This is a genomic window from Microcystis sp. LE19-84.1B (assembly GCF_027531875.1).
GTDB lineage: Bacteria > Cyanobacteriota > Cyanobacteriia > Cyanobacteriales > Microcystaceae > Microcystis > Microcystis panniformis.
This window is the reverse complement of the sequence record NZ_JAPZSR010000128.1, coordinates 1-15,841: the sequence shown is the minus strand read 5'-3', so window position 1 is coordinate 15,841 and position 15,841 is coordinate 1. Positions and strand designations below refer to the sequence as shown.

The following is a 15,841-nucleotide window of genomic DNA, read 5'->3' as shown; positions in this document are numbered from 1 at the left end:
CGATGAATATTTATTTTTTAGTTGAAGGAAGAAGTACCGAAAAAAAGCTTTATACTGCCTGGTTAACTTATCTTATTCCCGAATTTAAGCGAGTTGATTTTCACGATCAAGTAAATCGCAATAATTACTTTACTATTAGTGGTAATGGCTACCCCTCGATACTTGATGAGGGAATTCCTAACGCCATCGATAAAATTCAAGAAGTATCCAAATATAACTATCTAGTCATCTGTCTCGATGCTGATGAGGATACTGTCGAAGAAAGAGAACAATATGTTAATGACTTTATCACCAAACATATTACTGTTCCTGTAACAATCGAAATCGTGATCATTATTCAAAATCGCTGTCTTGAAACATGGCTCCTAGTCAATCGCACAATATTTAATTCTAAACAACCTTTACAGGGACTTTTAGCTGATTATGTTCAACACTATGATGTTTACGAAAATGATCCCGAACTAATGGGTAGATTTAATTGCAGAAATCATGCCGATTTTCATGTTGCTTATCTAAAGTCGATTTTTGAAGCTAAAGGTTTGTATTATTCTAAAAAATTCCCTGGGGAAGCTCAAGAACAATACTATCTGAATCAATTAAGAAAGCGTATCGATAAAACTGAACACTTAAAAACCTTTTAGAAATTTATTAATTTTTGTGATAATATTCGCCAAAATTTTAGATAAATTGATCTGTGGTACTTCTGACGAGGATGAAATACAAGCTGATTTGGCATCATCTCCTGACTAATAGCTGATCGAGAATACAAGACTATAACAAGGCTTTTGTCCTAGTTCGGCAGATTTTTGTAGTATTGTAGTATAATAGTAAATCCAGAAAAACAATCCTAAAAGTGCCGTCAGTCTCTTCAGTTAGCAGTTACCAGATAGAAGTTAAAAATTGGCAATTTACTTGATGTTATGGCTTCCTTACGCGATATTCTCAGTTACTATCGCAATTATCAAAAAGCCGCCTTTTTGAGCATTGCTGCCTCCAGTGTCTTTGAAATTATCGATCTGATGGTTCCCTATGCTGTCGGACAGATTCTTAATGTTCTTTCTGATCAACCTTTAGATGGATTCGTGCAATCTTTAGTTAATCGCACGATGATGTTAACTCCCTTTGCCTCAGAAAAGTGGGTTAGTTTGGGGGTATTATTAGGCTTAATTTTCCTAACCACGGTAATTAAAGCACCAATTCAGCCTTGGGTGGGTGTATGGTTTCACTGGGAAATATCCTTAAGAGCGAGACGAGATCATCTCAAAAAAATTATTGCCAAAATTCTCACCTTACCCCTATCTTTTTATGATGAAAATAATCCAGGACGCATCGCTAACCGGATCGCCAAAGGCATAGAAAATCATACTTGGACTTATCCTGAAGTGGCGGGAATGATGATCCCAAAACTGTTTAGAGTTTTCGGTATTTTTCTTGTTATTTGGGTAATTCAATGGCAGATCGCCCTTACTTTTCTTATTTCCTTTGTATTAATTGTAGCTTTTATTTTGAGAGATTTAAAAGATTTAATGCAAAAAGAAAGAATTCTTGATCAGCATATCGAAAATACCCAAAGTCGCAATTCTGAGATTATTACTAATATCAAAACTGTCAAGGCTTTTGCCACAGAAGGACAGGAGTTATATCGTCAAAAACAGCGTTTAGAGAGAGAATTTACCTACGTTATCTATCGAATTCATAGGGGGTATGTGGACTTAATTACTTGGGAAAAAACCCTCGTCCAAGCTAGTTTATTTGGAGTATTTTTCTTTACTCTCCTAGCTACCGTTCAACAGAAAATCTCGATCGGGCATTTTATCACCACCTACACCCTCGCTAGTATGGCTTATGCGGAATTAGATCCCCTATCTCAAATGGCAGAAACTTTCGCTCGTCGCTATGCTTCTATGGCACGTCTAAACGAATTTATCAACTTGCCTAGTGGTACTGATTCCGGTAGTCTTTTAGCCGATCATGCCCAACACAATCCCTATCGTTTTACGGGGAAAGTAGAATTAAGTAATCTCAGCTTTGGCTATAGTGCTGAAAGAACGATTCTCAAGGATATTAATCTGCTGATTGAACCCTATCAAACCGTGGCATTAGTGGGAAGATCGGGTTCAGGAAAATCTACTTTAGTTAAGTTACTTTTCCGCTATTTTGAACCGAATCAAGGGCAAATTATGATAGATGGCGAGGATATTAGTCGCTTGGATGTGACTTGGTATCGGCGACGGTTAGCGATTGTCCATCAAGAAGTAGATGTGTTTAATGGTACGGTGTTAGAAAATCTCACCTACGGTAATCCTAATATTAGCTTCGAGAAGGTAGAAGAAGCCTGTAAAATTGCCCGTGTCGATGAATTTATTCAGGAATTACCTAATGGTTATTCCACTATTGTAGGGGAAAGGGGCGTGCGTCTTTCGGGGGGACAAAGACAGCGTTTAGGAATTGCTAGGGCGTTAATTGTTGATCCAGATGTGTTAGTTTTTGATGAGGCCACTTCTAGCTTAGATTATGAGTCAGAAAGAGCCATTCAACTAGCCATGAAATCCATTTTAGGCACTCGCACCACGATTATTATCGCCCACCGTCTCAGTACCGTTCGAGAAGCTGATCAAATTGTCGTCTTAGATAATGGTCGCATTGTCGAGATCGGTAGCCATGATCAATTATTAAATCAGCAGGGAATCTATCAACGTCTCCACTCTTTGCAAGAAAGTGGTGAACTGGTTTAGCCTTAAAATAGTCCCCGATAGCGGACCGAGAAAATATATCTAATGGGAGTTGATACTATGTCTAACGAAACCGTTACCTATTCCCTAGAAGCTGTTTTGACTAGGATTGAGGGGAAAATTGACAATCTCCAAAAAGATGTTAACCAAAAATTTGACAGTTTCCAAAAAGATGTTGACCAAAAATTTGAAAGTCTCCAAAAAGATTTTAACCAGAAATTTGACAAAATCGACGAACGGTTAAATAAGCTAGAGGTAGGACAGGCAAAGTTAACCGAAAAGGTTGAAGGAATCGATAATCGCCTAAAATCAGTGGAAGGAACCCAAAAAAATCAGGTTTGGACATTAATTATTCTTTTGGCAAGTGCGATCGCTACTGCTGGTTGGAAAGTATTTTTTTCAGGTAATCCCTAGAATTAATCTGTGGCTATTATTCACAGTTTCAAGTTTTGTCATCCCAGAAAAACGATGTTCTCAGATAACCTCGAACCAGTTTAGTCTTAAAATAGTCCCCGATAGCGGACCGAAACAATATATCTAATGGAAGTTGATACCATGTCTAACGAAACCGTTACCTATTCCCTAGAAGCTGTTTTGACTAGGATTGAAGGGAAAATTGACAATCTCCAAAAAGATGTTAATCAAAAATTTGACAAAATCGACGAACGGTTAAATAAGCTAGAGGTAGGACAGGCAAAGTTAACCGAAAAGGTTGAGGGAATCGATAATCGCCTGAAATCAGTGGAAGGAACCCAAAAAAATCAGGTCTGGACATTAATTATTCTTTTGGCAAGTGCGATCGCTACAGCCGGTTGGAAAGTATTTTTTTCAGGTAATCCCTAGAATTAATAGTAGCAACCTCACCACCCCCTTATCCTGATCGGCATGGTGGGTTCAATCATCAAGTTTAACCCTCTGCTAACCAGCGCACGGCATCCTTAGCGTGGTAGGTTAAGATAATATCGGCACCCGCCCGTTTAAAGCTGGTTAAAGTCTCTAAAGTCACCCGTTTTTCGTCAATCCAGCCATTTAACGCCGCCGCTTTAATCATTGAATATTCCCCCGACACATTGTAGGCAGCCACGGGTAAATTAGTCATTTCTTTGATTCTCCAGATAATATCCATGTAAGATAGAGCAGGTTTCACCATTAACATATCTGCCCCCTCTAATACGTCTAATTCCACCTCTTTTAAGGCTTCCCTGGCATTACCCGGATCCATTTGGTAGGTTCTGCGATCGCCGAATTGGGGGGTAGAATCAGCCGCATCCCGAAACGGACCATAATAGGCAGAGGCATATTTAGCTGTATAGGAAAGAATCGGTGTATCACTATAACCCGCCTCATCCAATCCTTGACGAATTGCCTGCACAAAACCATCCATCATTCCCGACGGTGCAATGATATCCACTCCCGCTTTTACCTGGGAAACGGCGGTTTTTTGCAATAATCCCAGAGTAGGATCGTTTAACACCCTGCCGGTTAAATCTCCCGTTTGTAGATAACCACAATGACCGTGGTTGGTATATTCACACAAACAAGTATCGGCGACAATGAGTAGATCGGGAACTGCCTCTTTAATTGCTGTGGCCGCTTTCTGCACAATACCATGATCGTGCCATGCTCCCGTCGCCTCTGTGTCTTTACTTTCCGGCAGCCCGAATAAAATAATCGCTGGGATTCCTAAATCCCGCACTTCCTTGGCTTCGTCAACAATTTTATCGATTGATAATTGGTACACCCCCGGCATCGATTTGACTTCCCGGGCAATACCTTCCCCCGCCGTGGCGAAAAGAGGATAGATAAAGTCATTGGCTGTCAAGACGGTTTCACTCACCAGACGGCGCATTTGAGGGGTTTGACGCAGACGACGGGGGCGATGAATAGGAAACATAGTTTTTTGTGATTGAATCGGGAATCTGGTCTTTAGTTTAAATCTTTGCTGAGAATGAACACAAATCGATTCAGCCGGCTGCGGGCTGCCAGCAGCTATCCGCAATATTTAGTTATTTTGAGCTTAATCAAACTATTTAGGTAAAAAATGACCTAATGAGGCTTTATCATCGTTTTAAGGGCGAAAAACCAGCAATTTGACTAAAATTTAATCTTTATACCGATAACTTTTGCTGTCGCCACCACCGCATCTCTTTACAAAACTTTACCTCATCAGTTATCAGTGATCAGTTATCAGTTATCAGTTATCAGATGTGAGTTTTCAGTTCACTGATGGCTCTCTTGGATAGAGTGTTTACTGTTCACTGTTCACTGACTTGAAAGAAGGTGCAGGGTGTAGGGTGTGGGGTGTAGGGAAAGAAACCTCTTTCATCTCTGGTGATGAAAATTTTTTCATCGGGACTGACACCCAAAACCCATCTCCATTTGGGAGAAGGATCGTTTATTCTAGTAGGTAAGAGCGATCGATTCAGGATTTTTGCTATGGCCAACTTAGGTGATTTAGTCAAAAAAGCAGTTTATTTGGGCGTAGGTATTGCTACTTATGCCGCCGAAAAAGCTGAAGTAAATTTACAAGAATTAAGAAATCAAGCCCAAAAATTAGCCGATGAGATGATTTCTCGTGGCGAAATGACGACGGAAGAAGCGCGGAAATACGTTGATGAGTTGGTGAAACAGGCACAACAGCAAACGGTAGCAGCTAACGAATCTAATATTCCCCATGAACCCCGACGGATAGAAATTATTGAAGATGAGGAGGACACCAAAGCAGCCGAGCCAAAAGTAGATGAATTGCGGCAAAAGGTGGAACGTCTTCAGGAGGAATTACGGAAACTGCAACAGGATTAAAACCTAATTTTAGGGACAAATAATTAATTATTACCAGACAAGGGACGCAAGTATAAACATGGACGATTGGCAGAAGGATTTTTGGGAAGTGATCGAAACTGTAGCACTGGGAATTGAAAATTTTTTCCAAGAAGTTACCCAAACTATCGAAGAAATCAATGAGGAAATTATCATCGATCTGGAACAGTTTATTCAAGAGGTTTTACCCCAGGAATTAGAGGAATTTTTTAACCTCGATGAATCCCTATTTTCGGAATTAGATGAACCCTCGGATTTTATGCTCACTCCCAAGGTTAACCCCGATCCTAACACCCATCCTGCTTGTATCGGTTGCCGTAATTATCACGGTTATATCTACGGAGGCAATCTTCTCGTCTGCGGTTTCCATCCCTACGGTTGGGATAGTGATAGCTGTCCCGATTGGCAAGCAGAGGATTAATTATTTTCCTATAAAATCAGGTAGGGTTATTATCCCTACCCATAACTTTTATCTCAAAGCAGTTATCTGTCATTTCTAGTTAAGAATTACCCTTGGGAGCATGGTAAGGTTCAGAATCAAAAGGCTGCATCCCCACATCGGGATATTCATCATTGTTGGGACTAAAAATGCGAGCGAAAGCCTCTGTTAGGTACTGGACAAAATTGTGTAATGTATCCTTGATATTCATTGCTTTTCTCTCCGACTCTCGACAACAATCTCTTTTTCGGATCAGGTTGATTCACCCCTCCATCCCCATTATCTGGCCAGAATCTCATCAATTGTTGACTTTTGAGACAATTCTTGAATAATCTTCATAATACTTTATATTTTTTTTGTTTATTTAAACTTTTATAAGTAGGGAGGCACAATTATTTGTAGGATGGGTTAGCGGTAGCGTAACATGATCTGGCGTTGGGTTTCATGCTTCAACCCAACCTACGTTCATCTTATATTTAATTCCACCCACCTAGCTTAATAATTCTTGTCTTTTTGTCAAGGAAAAATTATTCAATTAAATCGCTGAACAGATATTTGATTGTTGTCCAGAAAGGACTGTATCTTTGTTGATCATCTAAGCATAAATATCCATTGACAAGAACTTTTAATTGAGCATTATCTATCTCCTCATCCAAAAAAGGTTCGATGGCTTTCTGACGAAAGTCGTTGATTTTATTGAGGTTTAATCCCAACTTTTCGATAGTATTAATCGCTTTTTGATCATCTTCTTGTGCAGGTTTAATTGTGCCATCATAGTTAAAGGCAAAGTGAGACTCACAATCGGGATTAAGTAGAGAGATTAAGAGATTTTCATCAAACCAGCTATTTTTTAGATTACCACAGTGCCGAGGTTCACCAAGCTTAAGATTTGCCTGACAGTAACATAGCAAATTGGCATAATCTAAGGGATCAACAGTGGGATCACTTTGAGGTTTAAAATGTTCTATATGGCATTTACCATCAACCAATCGACTTTCACAATAACAACATATTTCCCCCTGTTCTGTCATCAAAGCTTCAATTAGTATTTCTTTTGGTTTTCCTGCTAAATTTTTAAAGTCGGGCTGCCAATCTGAGTTAGCTTGCTCTTTCCAATTCTTAAACTCTGGTGGTTCTTGTCTTTTTCTAATATACTTCATTTCCCGATAATTTCCTTGCGTCGAATAATAACTTCAGCTTTAATTAATTCTGGATCATTTTGAATTTTAGCTCTGAGAACATTGATTTTATTTTTAGCTGCCTCTAATTGATTTTGAGAAATTTGTTCATATATATCTTTCAAAGCTTCAGCGATTTCCTTGGGACGAGTTGTCTCTAACCCCATCAAATCTTCCAAAATTCGATCAACATTTTTGCCGTAGGACTCCTGCACGGGATGAAATTTTATTCCCATTTCTGTTTGTTCCATGAAGTGTAAACTTTCTGGTTGAACATGAGTGATAATATTAGGAGAATGGGTGGAAATAAAAAATTGACAGTTAGGAAAAATTTCTAGTAATTTAGGTACTACAAATCTTTGCCATTGAGGATGTAAATGTAAATCAATTTCGTCAATAATAATAACGCCATTACCCGTTAAGGGATCAGGATTTTGAGGATTAGCAATCGCCATTCTTCGAGCTAAATCTCCCAGCATAGCAATCAGACATTTTTCTCCATCAGAAAGTTGATTAACAGTAACTATTTCATTCTTTTTTGTTACTTCCATTCTCAAGGGATTACGACGGACGCTAAGATTAGTAAAATCGGGTAGAAAACGTTCGATCGTTTCCCGAACCGCTTCCAATTGGGGATCGGGAAAACAAAAACCTTCTGGTTTAATTAGATCATACTGATATTTTCTATTTTCATTTTCTAAATCTTCACGTTCGCGAAACCATTCAAAAAAAGTGCGAAAATCTGATCCACTGGTTAAAGCATTTTCGTAGGCAATTAGAGAATCAAATTGATGTTTTGTTTTAATTTTTAATGGTATATCCAGCACTGCTCGATTAACAGAATAATAAACAAATAAAGGTAAGTTAATTTGTCCTTGATGTTCAGTAATTTGCAGTTGTATTTTTTTAGTATAATCATTTAATTGGCTAAAATTACTCCGTTCTCCAGCGTGGCTATATCCAGTCCTAGTTTTTACTATTTTCCAAGTAATCTCTTGACTATCTTCCGTCACCCCAGTGGTTTCAATTATAGCCGTCCCCTGACCATTATTAATCTCGGTTTCGCTAATCTTTCGTCCACTGGCATTAGTATTTTTTAGGCGATTAACTAACCAGGAAAGCATAATAGACAAACTATCCAAAATGGTAGATTTTCCCGCACCATTAACTCCTATAAATACATTTAATTGCCGATGAAAGTCGATGTTTAAACTGACTGCACCTCGATAATTAATAAGCTTTATAAACTTAATTCTCATGGATTTTTGTATCGGCAATATTTGCTTATAGTTGAGATAATTGTTAGAGAATGACTCTCGAATAATTGCCAGTAAAACTTAGATAGGGTTAAGAGACAGTAGGACAAGGAATAGAAAAAAATATCGACCAAAGAAATAATATCTAGTTTTAGCACAGAACCGGATATTCATAATGATTATTTATAATTTACCCCCGACCAACTCAAAAAAACCCCGGCCGACTTTCCCGATCGCTGCCCTCTGTGAGACAATCGATCGAGTGTTATCCTAAACTCCGCCAATTTTCATGTCCGACGACGCTACTATTCGCACTGCTGTACAACGTCTCTACAATACCTATCCTTTCCCTCCCGAACCGCTCCTAGACGAACCCCCTCCGGGTTACAATTGGCGCTGGAATTGGATTGCTGCCTATAACTTTTGTTGTCATCGTAAACCCGAACGAGAGGATATCCGGATTCTCGATGCGGGTTGTGGTACCGGTGCGGGAACCGAATATCTGCTCGCGCTCAACCCTTTCGCTCATGTAGTCGCTATAGATATCAGTGAAAAAGCTCTAGAAATTGCCAAAGAACGCTGTAATCGTTCGGGAGTCGCAGCAAAACACCGAGGTTCTCTCGATTTTCACCATTTACCTCTTGAATCGGCCACTAATCTCCCCGGAGAATTTGATTTAATTAACTGCGTCGGGGTGCTGCACCATCTCCCGGACCCGATTAAAGGGATTCAATCCCTCGCGCAAAAACTGGCCCCCGGTGGTCTGCTGCATATTTTCGTCTATGCACAATTGGGACGCTGGGAAATCCAGTTAATGCAATCTGCGATCGCACTTTTGCAGGGAGACCGACGCGGAGATTATAAGGATGGGGTCGCTGTCGGCCGAGAGATTTTTGCCTCTCTACCAGAAAATAATCGCATTTTGAAACGGGAAAAAGAGCGTTGGTCAATGGAAAATCATCGCGATGAGTCCTTCGCTGATATGTACGTTCACCCCCGGGAAGTGGACTACAATATCGATACCCTCTTTCAACTGATTGACGCGTCAGGATTAGCCTTTATTGGCTTTTCTAACCCTTCCTACTGGCAATTAGAGCGTTTATTGGGTAAATCCCCCGAATTGATGGCTAGAGCGCAAAATTTAGGGGAAAGGGAACGTTATCGCTTGACGGAATTATTAGACCCAGAAATCACCCACTATGAATTTTTCCTCGCTAAACCACCGATTTTGACTGCCGATTGGTCCCGGGATCAAGTCCTAGAGAATGCAGTGGCCGAAGTTCATCCCTGTCTTTACGGTTGGCCTAGTGCAAGTGTTCTAGATTATGATTATCGGCCAGTTAATCTTTCGGAGAGAGAATTTGCTTTTTTACAAGCTTGTGATGGTCGTTTAAGCGTGGGAGCAATCGATGCTCAAGTTGGTTTAGGATTAACTGGTGTGCGTTCTTTACAACAGCGCCAACTACTGGTTTTAAGTTAGGGAAAACTTGGGGATGTTAGAGATAGCGTCCCTTGGCAATGGGTAACTTGTAAACTAACTTGGCTAAATCTTGCCAAAAATTCTTGTTTCTTAACAATTATCCCCCTCTCTCGCCATAGTTTCAGCCCCAGAAATGACTAGGGCTGAATTATAATAGTTATATAGAGTGGACAAGGCTGATAAATTTCTGATTGGTCCGATTTTTACCCAGATCGGTAAACGGGAGAGTTTAGTCATTATCCCAAGATTCCGAGGCGATTAAGTCACCAATTTGATCTCTGAGAAGGTAGTCACACCGTTCTAGTTCACATTCAACACAAACCCACTCCCGGGGGGGAATGAACTGACAGAGGGTGTAGATCGGTTGGTGTCTGCTCACTACCCCCTGTTCTACCATCTGACGGACTTCGTCCTTAATCATCCTGATAGAGTAAGCGGTGGGAGCGGTGGAGAAAGTTATGGCACTCATGGGAGATTTCCTGCAAGATCTACAAAAGAAGTCTTATCAATAACTATAGTCTAACCTACAAGGGGACAAAAGAGATTTTTTGCTGTATCGAGGATGACAATTTTTTATATATAGCGAAACCCTCTCCCCTCACCAGTTTAGGCTGAGGTGAAGAAAAGTTAAATTTATCGGCTAAAATCTGTCGAGTCCCCTTATACCGAATCAGTGATCAGTTATCAGTGATCAGTTATCAGTGATCAGTTAAGCTGTTGACTATCTAGAGTTTGCTGAATAAATGTGAAATGTAGGCACGGTAATGGTTTTGGGGCTTTTCTTGCGAAACAGGTGCAAGATTTTGAGAGAATCGTGGTTCAAAACCTTGCATCTTCATCGGCCCGTGTCCTGTAGGGGCGAAGCATTCGGGCAATAACCTATCGCTGAAACCGGAGATTTTCTATCCGAATGCTTCGCCCGTACTTTTTGCCGCAAACCCTATCTAATATTACTGGTTAAGACTGCACCGGAGTGCTGGAGTTGGCAGCAGGGAGGAGAAGTCAGAGCATTTGTACTTAATTTTTCCCTAAGCGTTTTAAAATCAGTACAGATCATCAGTGATCAGATTTGAGTTTTCAGTTTACTGTTTACTGGACGGCTACGCCGTGCCTTTGGCAACACTGAAAAAAGTTTCCCGCTTAAGCTAATAAATGGGGAATAAAAATAAAAGCCGCTACGAGTAAAGCGGCGATCGAGGCGATTAAAACGGCACCAGCGGCACAATCTTTCGCTATTTTGGCTAAATCATGGTAGGATTGCCCCACCGTCAGATCTACCACTGATTCTAGGGCAGTGTTGATTAATTCTAAGACCATCACCAGAGCGCAGGTAAGGGTGACAATCGCCATTTCCAGGGCATCAACCCGCAAAAATAAGCCCCAACTAACCGCTACTAGGGTAATCAGGGTGTGAATGCGAAAATTTCTTTGACTGACAAAAGCATAACGGACTCCGGCCCAAGCGTAGCGAAAACTGACTAACAGATTCGAGGCGACTTGCCAAGCGTATTCTCTTTGACTGGGATTGTTGCCCTCACTAACCTGTCCCGATCGAGGGATAAAATTATTGTTGAGATAGGGATTAGGTATGCTGGCAGATTGGTTGGCTTGATGATAATTTGTCTTCATATTCCTCAATAATGCTTGACAAAAATAACTAACTATGTATCGGCATTTCGACGGTTTTTAACAAAGTTTCCTGTAAAGATAGCATTTCTAACAGACTTGTTTCATCGGGATGGTCCCAACCCAAAAGATGTAAACAAGCGTGGGCAGTTAACCAAGCCAATTCTCGCACCAAAGAATGATTTTGTGTTAAAGCCTGTTGTTGTGCTGTCTCGACAGAGATGATAATATCCCCCAAATATAAAGGTTCTGTCTCTAAAATGCCCTCATCCACTGGTAAATCCACTTCGAGAGCGGCAAAAGCGAGAACATCCGTCGGTTGATCTTTGTGGCGATATTGGGAATTATAGTCCTGAATTTCTCGATCGTCTGTTAAACGCAAACTTAGTTCATAACCGGCGGCAAGGGGGAGATAATCCGATAGATAGCCTAACCATGTTTCTAACCAATAGTGCCAAGTTTCCCCATCCACAGGACTATTTCCGGGATCAAAATAATTATCCTGTAGGCATAAATCCACCAGTAGGGGTAAAGTCTCACTCACCAGATTTCACCCTAGGGACGCGTCAGATAGGAAATACCGACAAAAAAGCCTAATAAGGCCGCCGTAGTCAAAAAAAAGTGTTTTAACGAGACGCCCTTTTTCTTGACCATATTCCGCATCGCCAGCTTAACGTAACTGGGCTGCGCTTCGGTGGCCGTTTCTACTGCGGGGTCAGTGGTGCTAACAGGTTCAGTCATCAGTAATTCCCCAGACAAAGATTGATCGCTATAAGTGTAACAGATTATTAAAAGGATGCAAAAAAAATTCAAGTTTGAGGAAAAATTGTTCCCCGTCCGGGATAGTCAAAGTGGTCACTGCGTGCGCGTTGCTGGGGGTTTTGGGGTGTTAGGGTGTTAGGGTTTTAGTTCAATTTCCCCACTTCCCCACCTCCCCACTTCCCCATTTCCCCACCTCCCCACTTCCCCACCTCCCCACACCCCACACCCCACACCCCACACCCCAGCAGTTAACCCATGTCTTCCCACGATACCGAAAGCATCCAGACTATTTTTCAGAAAATTTGGGGCTATGATAGCTTTCGCTTTCCCCAACAGGAGATTATCGAGACAATTTTAGCGGCAAAGGATGCCCTAATTGTCATGCCCACGGGATTTGGTAAATCTATCTGTTTTCAACTGCCCGCTTTATTAAAAACCGGCTTAACCCTAGTGATTTCTCCCCTAGTGGCCCTAATGGAAAATCAGGTGGAGGAATTATTAGCCAAAAAACTACCCGTTGCCCTGATTCATCACGAAATCCCCCGACAACAGAGAAAGAAAACCTTAAACGCGATCGCAAATCAAACCCTGCGACTTCTCTATCTTTCCCCGGAAACCCTCTTAAGTCCGCCCCTCTGGTCAAAATTAACCCTTCCCCACGTTAAAATTAACGCTCTCATCCTCGACGAGGCCCATTGTTTAACCCAGTGGGGCGATAATTTTCGTCCTGCTTACCGTCGTCTTGGGGCTGTCCGTCCCGCTCTTCTGCAATCGAAACCGGCCGGCAGCCAAATAGCGATCGCTGCTTTTACGGCCACCGCTAACCCTGTTACCCGTGAGACTCTCACCCGCGTCTTACAACTAGAAAAACCGCAGCTTTTCTTAATAAATCCTTACCGTCAAAACCTTGACTTAAGCACCAAAATATGTATTAGCCCCGGTTGTCGTCGTCATCAACTATTAAACTTCCTCACCAGTCAACCTCGACAATCCGGCCTGATCTATACTCGTTCCCGTCGCCATAGTGAAAATTTAGCCGCATGGTTGCAATCTCTCCATTATCGCACCAGTGCCTACCATGCCGGTTTATCCCCCTTTCAGCGTCGGGAAATAGAACAAAATTGGCTGCGGGGGGATTTAACTTTTGTTGTCTGTACCTCAGCTTTTGGCATGGGTATCAATAAACCCGATGTGCGTTGGGTTGTCCACTACCAACCCCCAGCTTTACTATCCGAATACCTACAGGAAATCGGCCGCGGTGGTCGCGATGGCGGTAAAATGCAGGCTCTCACCTTAATTAGTGAACCGACGGGATGGTTAGATAATAGCGATAAAAACCAGCAAAAATTCTTTAACTCCCAACAGGAACGCCAATACCGACAAGCTTGGCAAATTTTAGCCCAAATTCCCCTAGAGGGCAAAGTAGAGGCGATTAGTGCCGAATTTCCCGATGGTGCGCTTATTCTCTCCCTTTTACACAGTCTCGATCGCCTAGAATGGCTCGATCCTTTTCATTATCGGCTTATTTATCGCCATAATTCCGCCAAGATGACTTTTAAACCCAAAAATGAGATGTTTCCCTACCTCTATACCCGTCGCTGTCGTTGGCACTTTCTCTTAAATGCCTTTGGTTTTCAGGAAAATGCCGATAATTTTCGCTGTGGTCATTGCGATAATTGTCGTCGCAATCGACCTCTGGTAAGCTAGGGAGCGCCAGAGCAGGGAGAACAGAGCATTTGTACTAAATTTTTTATGTCTTTTTTCTCCTCCTGTCTCGGATTCTCCTCACCTAAGGTCAGATTTTTGATTTTTGCAGGAGATCTATAGCGGTTTTCACAGAAGTTAGTCCCCATTGAATCTATCAAGGGATTTACCATACCTTACCCGAAATAATAGTGAAATTCTGTGACAAAGTGCAGCCAGATATAAGAATCTTTGCTAGATTTCTAGAAGGCTTCTGTGATAAGTCTCCTTAAAGGAGGCTTTTTGCAGTAAGCTAATCTGGCTAACACGCTTTTGGGCGTGATATAGGGAAAAGTTCGGGCGATCGCGCCTAAATGGGGTGATATACCGAAAGTTGACCTATATTGTTACTCTGAAGAGTGTTATACAGAAAGTTGACCTATAATATGTAGTTAGGCTTTAGTCAGTATCATCATGGAAATAGCACTTGAAATTCTTGTTGATCACTCAGGAAGTATGGCAGGCAAAAAGTTTGACCGTGCTAAGCAGATCCTTACAGATGTAGCACCCGATTTACTAGGCTGTGCAACTTGGATAGGGGCAAAAACCTTTTCAGGTAACTCTGACATGATCAATTCTGTGTATAAATACGAGTTAAATACTAAAGACAGTGTTAAACTATATGACTTTATAAGTAAGATTAAAGATCCATCTGGTGGTACTCCAATTGCGGGAGCTATAAGAGATGTTGTTAAGTCTTTTAAGTCTCTGCGGCAGCTTAAAGAATTTGTCCCGAAGGTTGTTCTGATAACAGATGGTTGGGATACTTCAGAAGGTGATTGGAAGGCAGAGATTGAACAAGCAAAACTAGATGGTATTGATTGCGAGATTCACATCGTTGGAATTGAACTAGATGAGGCGAAAAAAAAATTGGCTCAAGAAGCAGCCCTTGAAACTGGTGGTACATTCACAGCAGTGTCATCTGTTCCGAGTGGTTATGAAACAGAGAAATTGATAGATACTTTTAGGAACTCTGTCTTAAGTTCAAAGCCCAAGCTTCTTATCCATACTTTAAACTTACGTGCGGATTTGAAGATAGAGTTTTCACTTCCAGTTGATTTAACTTCTGAGGAGGCGGATAAAATCGCAAAGTTCATCAAAATATTGCCTCTATAATGTACTCAACCTGATGAGTGCGATCTCTGATCTTGTAGTGCGATCGCCGATCTTGTAGGGTGCGTTCTCTAATGTGACTCCTACTGCTCCACCGATCGATTTTTGGGGAACGCACCATGCACATTTATTGAAACTGTGATACCAAATCCTGTGATAATAAAACGAGTAAAGACGAGGTTTTAGACCCGATTTTTTTGATACCATTTAGTGAATAATCGACCTCTGGTAAGCTAGGGAGCGCCAGAGCAGGGGGAGTAGAGCTTTTGTACTAAATTTTCCTGTCTTTTTTCTCCTCCTGTCTCGGATTCTCCTAACCTAAGGTCAGGTTTTTGATTTTTGCAGGAGATCTATAGCGGGTTTCCCAGAAGTTAGTCCCGATTGAATCTATCAAGGGATTTACGATACCTTACCCGAAATAATAGTGAAATTTTGTGACAAAGTGCAGCCAGATATAAGAATCTTTGCTAGATTCCTAGAAGGCTTCTGTGAAAGGTCTCCTTAAAGGAGATTGTTTGCAGTAAGCTAATCTGGCTAACACGCTTTTGGGCGTGATATAGGGGAGGATACAACCATGACTCATGAGATTTTAGGTGAATTTTTATCTTTGCCTGCTGAAGCACAGAGCCAAGTAGTCAGCCTGATCGCTTTTTTGAAACAAAAGTACATATATTCTGAACCTCTGTCTGCAT

At 41.3% G+C, this 15,841-nt stretch carries 19 protein-coding genes; 9 read left to right on the top strand and 10 right to left on the bottom strand.

What is annotated here, in order from left to right; translation table 11 throughout:
* The first annotated feature begins 2 nt into the window (after positions 1-2).
* From O9324_RS07690 to O9324_RS07675, 4 genes are all read left to right on the top strand, one after another.
* On the top strand, positions 3-641 hold the full coding sequence (locus tag O9324_RS07690; protein WP_288139883.1) for a hypothetical protein: 639 nt from the start codon (positions 3-5) through the stop codon (positions 639-641).
* Positions 642-920: 279 nt separating this feature from the next.
* Positions 921-2,735 carry an ABC transporter ATP-binding protein gene (locus O9324_RS07685; protein ID WP_288139882.1) on the top strand — a complete coding sequence of 605 codons (1,815 nt, stop codon included), beginning with the start codon at positions 921-923 and terminating at the stop codon, positions 2,733-2,735.
* 57 nt (positions 2,736-2,792) lie between these two features.
* A complete protein-coding gene (locus O9324_RS07680) occupies positions 2,793-3,146 on the top strand; it encodes a DUF4164 family protein (protein ID WP_193957672.1) in 354 nt (117 codons plus the stop codon).
* A gap of 141 nt (positions 3,147-3,287) precedes the next feature.
* Positions 3,288-3,575: a DUF4164 family protein gene (locus O9324_RS07675; RefSeq protein ID WP_052278447.1), complete on the top strand. Its 288-nt coding sequence runs from the start codon at positions 3,288-3,290 to the stop codon at positions 3,573-3,575.
* 64 nt (positions 3,576-3,639) lie between these two features.
* Here the strand turns inward: O9324_RS07675 and hemB are convergent, their stop codons facing one another.
* Positions 3,640-4,626 carry a porphobilinogen synthase gene (gene hemB / locus O9324_RS07670; protein ID WP_190722184.1) on the bottom strand — a complete coding sequence of 329 codons (987 nt, stop codon included), beginning with the start codon at positions 4,624-4,626 and terminating at the stop codon, positions 3,640-3,642.
* Positions 4,627-5,168: 542 nt separating this feature from the next.
* Between hemB and O9324_RS07665 the strand changes: the two genes are divergently transcribed.
* Positions 5,169-5,534, top strand: a complete 366-nt coding sequence (locus tag O9324_RS07665; RefSeq protein WP_002770913.1) for a phasin family protein — start codon at positions 5,169-5,171, stop codon at positions 5,532-5,534.
* 58 nt (positions 5,535-5,592) lie between these two features.
* Complete coding sequence (locus tag O9324_RS07660; RefSeq protein ID WP_287627133.1) at positions 5,593-5,973, top strand: hypothetical protein; 381 nt, start codon at positions 5,593-5,595, stop codon at positions 5,971-5,973.
* 79 nt (positions 5,974-6,052) lie between these two features.
* Here the strand turns inward: O9324_RS07660 and O9324_RS07655 are convergent, their stop codons facing one another.
* From O9324_RS07655 to O9324_RS07645, 3 genes are all read right to left on the bottom strand, one after another.
* Positions 6,053-6,202, bottom strand: a complete 150-nt coding sequence (locus tag O9324_RS07655) for a hypothetical protein (protein ID WP_002752187.1) — start codon at positions 6,200-6,202, stop codon at positions 6,053-6,055.
* 316 nt (positions 6,203-6,518) lie between these two features.
* Positions 6,519-7,151, bottom strand: coding sequence for a retron system putative HNH endonuclease (locus O9324_RS07650; protein ID WP_288139881.1), 633 nt, complete (start codon positions 7,149-7,151; stop codon positions 6,519-6,521).
* Positions 7,148-8,428 (bottom strand): AAA family ATPase, encoded by a 1,281-nt coding sequence (locus O9324_RS07645; RefSeq protein WP_288139880.1) that lies wholly within the window; start codon positions 8,426-8,428, stop codon positions 7,148-7,150. Before O9324_RS07645 ends, O9324_RS07650 begins: the two co-directional genes overlap by 4 nt.
* 286 nt (positions 8,429-8,714) lie before the next feature.
* On the opposite strand from O9324_RS07645, the gene O9324_RS07640 reads away from it, so the two are divergent.
* A complete protein-coding gene (locus O9324_RS07640) occupies positions 8,715-9,905 on the top strand; it encodes a class I SAM-dependent methyltransferase (protein ID WP_287627129.1) in 1,191 nt (396 codons plus the stop codon).
* A 90-nt stretch (positions 9,906-9,995) separates the two neighbouring features.
* Here the strand turns inward: O9324_RS07640 and O9324_RS07635 are convergent, their stop codons facing one another.
* The 6 genes from O9324_RS07635 to O9324_RS07610 all read right to left on the bottom strand — a co-directional run bounded on the left by O9324_RS07635 (position 9,996) and on the right by O9324_RS07610 (position 12,560).
* Positions 9,996-10,142, bottom strand: coding sequence for a hypothetical protein (locus tag O9324_RS07635; RefSeq protein WP_196219714.1), 147 nt, complete (start codon positions 10,140-10,142; stop codon positions 9,996-9,998).
* Positions 10,135-10,374: a DUF4327 family protein gene (locus O9324_RS07630; RefSeq protein WP_002738935.1), complete on the bottom strand. Its 240-nt coding sequence runs from the start codon at positions 10,372-10,374 to the stop codon at positions 10,135-10,137. Before O9324_RS07630 ends, O9324_RS07635 begins: the two co-directional genes overlap by 8 nt.
* A gap of 671 nt (positions 10,375-11,045) precedes the next feature.
* Positions 11,046-11,534 (bottom strand): diacylglycerol kinase family protein, encoded by a 489-nt coding sequence (locus O9324_RS07625; protein WP_002770904.1) that lies wholly within the window; start codon positions 11,532-11,534, stop codon positions 11,046-11,048.
* A 28-nt stretch (positions 11,535-11,562) separates the two neighbouring features.
* Positions 11,563-12,075 (bottom strand): rRNA maturation RNase YbeY, encoded by a 513-nt coding sequence (gene ybeY / locus O9324_RS07620; protein WP_288139879.1) that lies wholly within the window; start codon positions 12,073-12,075, stop codon positions 11,563-11,565.
* An 11-nt stretch (positions 12,076-12,086) separates the two neighbouring features.
* Positions 12,087-12,272 (bottom strand): DUF3285 domain-containing protein, encoded by a 186-nt coding sequence (locus O9324_RS07615; RefSeq protein ID WP_002752941.1) that lies wholly within the window; start codon positions 12,270-12,272, stop codon positions 12,087-12,089.
* Positions 12,273-12,428: 156 nt separating this feature from the next.
* A complete protein-coding gene (locus tag O9324_RS07610) occupies positions 12,429-12,560 on the bottom strand; it encodes a hypothetical protein (protein ID WP_288139878.1) in 132 nt (43 codons plus the stop codon).
* Here O9324_RS07610 and O9324_RS07605 point away from each other — a divergent pair.
* Entirely contained in the window at positions 12,549-14,000 is a 1,452-nt protein-coding gene (locus O9324_RS07605; protein ID WP_288139877.1) for a RecQ family ATP-dependent DNA helicase, read from the top strand. The two genes, O9324_RS07610 and O9324_RS07605, sit on opposite strands and share 12 nt — an antisense overlap.
* Positions 14,001-14,450: 450 nt before the next feature.
* Positions 14,451-15,152 carry a vWA domain-containing protein gene (locus O9324_RS07600; protein WP_288139876.1) on the top strand — a complete coding sequence of 234 codons (702 nt, stop codon included), beginning with the start codon at positions 14,451-14,453 and terminating at the stop codon, positions 15,150-15,152.
* Positions 15,153-15,841 lie beyond the last annotated feature (689 nt).

What these genes read in the sequence shown, in the direction of transcription:
- O9324_RS07690 (WP_288139883.1), top strand. Translation starts at nt 3, where the DNA reads ATGAATATTTATTTTTTAGTTGAAGGAAGAAGTACCGAAAAAAAGCTT.
- hemB (WP_190722184.1), bottom strand. Translation starts at nt 4,626, where the DNA reads ATGTTTCCTATTCATCGCCCCCGTCGTCTGCGTCAAACCCCTCAAATG.
- O9324_RS07665 (WP_002770913.1), top strand. Translation starts at nt 5,169, where the DNA reads ATGGCCAACTTAGGTGATTTAGTCAAAAAAGCAGTTTATTTGGGCGTA.
- O9324_RS07685 (WP_288139882.1), top strand. Translation starts at nt 921, where the DNA reads ATGGCTTCCTTACGCGATATTCTCAGTTACTATCGCAATTATCAAAAA.
- O9324_RS07645 (WP_288139880.1), bottom strand. Translation starts at nt 8,428, where the DNA reads ATGAGAATTAAGTTTATAAAGCTTATTAATTATCGAGGTGCAGTCAGT.
- O9324_RS07655 (WP_002752187.1), bottom strand. Translation starts at nt 6,202, where the DNA reads ATGAATATCAAGGATACATTACACAATTTTGTCCAGTACCTAACAGAG.
- O9324_RS07615 (WP_002752941.1), bottom strand. Translation starts at nt 12,272, where the DNA reads ATGACTGAACCTGTTAGCACCACTGACCCCGCAGTAGAAACGGCCACC.
- O9324_RS07600 (WP_288139876.1), top strand. Translation starts at nt 14,451, where the DNA reads ATGGAAATAGCACTTGAAATTCTTGTTGATCACTCAGGAAGTATGGCA.
- O9324_RS07640 (WP_287627129.1), top strand. Translation starts at nt 8,715, where the DNA reads ATGTCCGACGACGCTACTATTCGCACTGCTGTACAACGTCTCTACAAT.
- O9324_RS07635 (WP_196219714.1), bottom strand. Translation starts at nt 10,142, where the DNA reads ATGACTAAACTCTCCCGTTTACCGATCTGGGTAAAAATCGGACCAATC.
- O9324_RS07650 (WP_288139881.1), bottom strand. Translation starts at nt 7,151, where the DNA reads ATGAAGTATATTAGAAAAAGACAAGAACCACCAGAGTTTAAGAATTGG.
- O9324_RS07630 (WP_002738935.1), bottom strand. Translation starts at nt 10,374, where the DNA reads ATGAGTGCCATAACTTTCTCCACCGCTCCCACCGCTTACTCTATCAGG.
- O9324_RS07660 (WP_287627133.1), top strand. Translation starts at nt 5,593, where the DNA reads ATGGACGATTGGCAGAAGGATTTTTGGGAAGTGATCGAAACTGTAGCA.
- O9324_RS07605 (WP_288139877.1), top strand. Translation starts at nt 12,549, where the DNA reads ATGTCTTCCCACGATACCGAAAGCATCCAGACTATTTTTCAGAAAATT.
- O9324_RS07680 (WP_193957672.1), top strand. Translation starts at nt 2,793, where the DNA reads ATGTCTAACGAAACCGTTACCTATTCCCTAGAAGCTGTTTTGACTAGG.
- O9324_RS07625 (WP_002770904.1), bottom strand. Translation starts at nt 11,534, where the DNA reads ATGAAGACAAATTATCATCAAGCCAACCAATCTGCCAGCATACCTAAT.
- O9324_RS07675 (WP_052278447.1), top strand. Translation starts at nt 3,288, where the DNA reads ATGTCTAACGAAACCGTTACCTATTCCCTAGAAGCTGTTTTGACTAGG.